General features: G+C 54.0%; 4 protein-coding genes. All 4 read right to left on the bottom strand.

Translation table 11 applies throughout. The features are described 5' to 3' along the window. Positions 1-1,055: hypothetical protein (locus tag RTI30_RS13255; RefSeq protein WP_312284005.1), on the bottom strand; the 1,055-nt coding region annotated here is incomplete at its 3' end. A gap of 93 nt (positions 1,056-1,148) precedes the next feature. Beyond that, positions 1,149-2,081 carry a TraI domain-containing protein gene (locus tag RTI30_RS13250; RefSeq protein WP_312284004.1) on the bottom strand — a complete coding sequence of 311 codons (933 nt, stop codon included), beginning with the start codon at positions 2,079-2,081 and terminating at the stop codon, positions 1,149-1,151. Beyond that, on the bottom strand, positions 2,078-2,383 hold the full coding sequence (locus RTI30_RS13245) for a hypothetical protein (protein WP_312284003.1): 306 nt from the start codon (positions 2,381-2,383) through the stop codon (positions 2,078-2,080). Before RTI30_RS13245 ends, RTI30_RS13250 begins: the two co-directional genes overlap by 4 nt. Continuing rightward, a partial coding sequence (locus RTI30_RS13240) for an Arm DNA-binding domain-containing protein (protein ID WP_312284002.1) occupies positions 2,376-3,661 on the bottom strand: 1,286 nt, incomplete at its 5' end. The genes RTI30_RS13240 and RTI30_RS13245, both read right to left, overlap by 8 nt.

Below are 3,661 nucleotides of genomic sequence, written 5' to 3'. Positions count from 1 at the left end.
TATCTGCGTGCCCCTTTTGGTTTGACGTTCCAACTATTAGCCGCTTCCGCTCCTCGCCGCCACGTTATCGATCGTTTGGATGGATCATCGTCTGCCTTTTCCACATCATCACCGGTTGTGTCTAATAACGGCAGGTACCCATGGATTACCTGGCTTTGGCGTGAGCTGACCCGAGAGCGAGAGCGCACACCATGTTTACGCAGTTCATGGGCCTCCGCCAATACATAACTAAAACTTTGCAAGTGAGTGCGTAACGAGCGGTGAATTCGACGACTCAGGAGATCAAAAAGCTCTCGATCTGGATCGGCAACTCCACGATATTCCTCGCTGGCATCGTCCAAGAGAATTATACGCGGCTTGGTATTGCGGCCTTGGAGCGCTTTCCAGATTACAAACATATCTACTACAAACTGTATTGGCGAGCGATCTGGTCGCAGCATATCTGGGCTCACTGCGGATCCAGGCAGTGAGATTTCCCGAAGTGCTACACTTGATCGATAGGTACCTGCGATAATTTCTGCATAAGGGGCCTTCTTGGCGCTTGTAAAGTCGTAGGCATATTTGGCATGTTTGCGCACTTGCAGCAGGTGGGCGACAAGGACATGCCCTTGAAGCAGGCGAAACTCCTCCAATTGATTAGGTTGCGTACTCGTCCATAGCAAAGTATACAAGGGATGACTGGTAGCGCAGACATGTATCAGTGGGTTTCTGTCCGCCGTCTGTGAGGTATATTTCGAAGTTGGCACAATAGATTCATGTTGCACAATCCAATCAAGCAATGCAGGCCATTTTTTCACCGGCTCCAGATAGGGTTGCCAACTCGAACGTGCCTCCAAGAGATCCAGCACCTCTCGTAGGTTCCCGGAGATTGTCCTCAACTCTGTAAGGTGCCCATACACGCCGAGGTCGCGGAACATGTCGATCATGTCGGCCGCGGAAACCGATGAATCAGCCTCCACGGCGCGTAAGAAACTTAGAAATTCCGGGCATTCGCTCGGGGCCACCGCTCGGGTAGTGTTGCGCTTTTTAGGTAATGACTTGTCGGATTCAGCCACGCAAAGATCAGAACTCTGATAGATCAGTAGTTCTATTGTTAGCAACCAACGAGCTGTTGTAAATTGCGAAACTTTGGCCTACGCCTCGTGGTATTACGCCATGTGCGAGTCCTCTCGTAAGCGCCAGAAGCGTTCTATGGGCCCAGCCCCTTCCCTTTGTCCATATTGGCGCCACGCCGGTTGGCCACTGAACACTTGCTGCCGACTATCCAAAGCAGCGCTGGTCCGATCACATGCTTCCACGAGGATACGTCCGGGCATAAGCGGACGCCCTTGCTGCGGGGGATACCAGTGGAGCTTGAGTGCCGTGACCAATTCCGGCGCCACCTGCCGCAGCCAAGCCAAATGAAGGGCAAGCACCTCGACAATGGCGATCTCATGCCGAGTTAGAAATTCTTCCGCAAGGCGCCGTGAGCTCCCCCGATAGGCCATGATTTTACCTACATCGTGCCACAACAGGGCAGTCCGGGCGATCTCCCATTCCTGCTGCGACATTTGTGGGCTTTTGCTAAGCAGACGGATCGCCTCGACACTATGCCGCAGCAGACCGGCAGGTTCGGCATGATGATGGCGTTGACTGGCGGGTACGGAAACCCAGCGAAGGCTAACATCGGGATCATGGAGGATGCGTTGGTTAAAGAGGCGCAACCACGGGTTGCGGATGAGACATATCTGCGCCCACAGCTCCCTAAGAAGCACGGGTCGAGGTGTCAGCGGCAACAGCCACTTGGGGAAAGGGAGGTCCGGCATGGCATGGGTTTTCGGTGATAGCTCCAACGCCGCCACATTCATCGTAATGATATCGAAAAGCCAACGATTGCCTAATTGACGCGGTCGCACGGTCGCCATCACCTCCATTTCATCTGGCCAAATCGTCGGATAGGGAAACTTTTGCCACCAATATGCTGGCCATGTAGTCCCTTCTGGCTCACATAATTGACAGGCGGAGAAGGGTTGACCAATTCGGCTGATACCTACCCGAAGATCGCGTAGGAGAAACTTCTCGCGGCGTAGTTCATTGTTCATAAAGCCCTCCGATCCGAAAGGAGAAGGTCGAGGCGGCCCACAAGATTGGGTAACAGTTGCGTGGCCTGCACGTCATCAATATCCAAGAGGCATCGGCAGATCCACCTCTGCAGAACGACTTGCACATCCTGCTCCGACTGAACCCCGAGCAGATCCGCCAGCATCTCCGGTTCGGGGAGAGTGAATGCCGAGGCTAGCGCCGACGCCATGCGGATCAAGACCAAGTTCGGCGACGTCGCAACAGGGACTACGCCATGCGGCGCTGGGGATGCTGGGAGCAGCAACGATAATGATTCAGTCATGTTCTATCCCCCCGACCGCAGGCAGCTGTGCCAGGCGGGAGAGCAGTAGACGTTCCATGGCCGAGCCATCCTGCCGCGTGAGGTTTGGCACATAGCGCGAGTAGACACGGAACAACATCTCGGTCGTGCTATGGCCCATCTGGCGCGCAATCCACTCAGGGCTTTCACCAGCAGCGAGCCAGAGAGTGGCAGCCGTGTGCCGAGTTTGATAGGGCCGCCTTGGTTTAAGATCCAAATAGCGCAGCAGGGGATACCAGACCCGTTTAGTAACATTCTCGTGCCGGAGGGGAGTGCCGTCCCGAGTACAAAAGACATAATTGCCCTGCCCCGTTACCAGGTACTGCTCCTGGAATGCCCGATGAACCGGGAGCGACATCTCCACCGTGCGGAAGGATCCATCATTCTTGGTCGGCACCACCTCCCCGGCAACCAGAGCCTCATGCACAAGGATCTGCCGTCGCTCCATATCGACCTTCTCCCACCGCAGCCCGTCGATTTCGCTAGTCCGCAGCCCCGTAAAAAACCGGATCAGATAATAGATACGGAAATCCTCGCGCACGGTGCGAAGGATAGCCTCCACCTCATCGAGCGAGAAAGGCTCTACGATAGTACGGGGAACCTTTAGGCTTTTGATCCCGTGATAAGGTGAGGTAAACTCATAGCGGTTGGCCGCTTCATTCAGGATCATCCGTAAGGGTGTAAGAATATGGTTGATACGAGATGCTGAAAGCATTTTTCCTTTTCGGCCGGGGACTTTCGCGAGGTCCGACCGAAACGCCATAAGGTCTCTCTTGGTGATGAGGCCAACTCTTTTTTCCCCAAAGGCCGGGATCAGGTACTTCTCCAGCGTGTTTGTTACTGTTTCGATTTGGGTGTTGCGCCATTGAATCCGCATCTCGTTCACCCACTGCTGGGCAAACTCAGCGAAGGTTGGGTCATCGCCACCTGAACCCAAATCAGTTTGAGAGCTCAAAGTTGTCCGGATGCGCTGTTGCTTTCCAGTCTCTATCGCCATCCCAGAAAATTTGTGCGCATTCGGCCCTGCTGGAAAATAGCTATGATAATCGAATGTTCCTTCTGCCATCTCTTTTTCCATTTTCTTTAGAAGGGTCGCCATGATGCGCCTGTTGGCTGGCGTATCTTTCAGGGTCGTCTGCTCTCGACAGCGAACCCCTTTGTAACGAAAGTCAAAATACAACGTACCCAGGTCCTTACGGACATTGATACTACCCATGACAGGCACCTCCATTCGCCATTGGTATGGTGATGCCATACCCA

The sequence above is a fragment of the Candidatus Igneacidithiobacillus taiwanensis genome, assembly GCF_031962545.1.
Taxonomy (GTDB): domain Bacteria; phylum Pseudomonadota; class Gammaproteobacteria; order Acidithiobacillales; family Acidithiobacillaceae; genus Igneacidithiobacillus; species Igneacidithiobacillus taiwanensis.
The sequence above is the reverse complement of the archived record's forward strand: the minus strand, read 5'-3'. Positions and strand labels throughout refer to the sequence as shown.

Excerpts from the sequence above, each read along its gene's own strand:
- RTI30_RS13250 (WP_312284004.1), bottom strand. The coding sequence starts at position 2,081 with ATGAACAATGAACTACGCCGCGAGAAGTTTCTCCTACGCGATCTTCGG.
- RTI30_RS13245 (WP_312284003.1), bottom strand. The coding sequence starts at position 2,383 with ATGACTGAATCATTATCGTTGCTGCTCCCAGCATCCCCAGCGCCGCAT.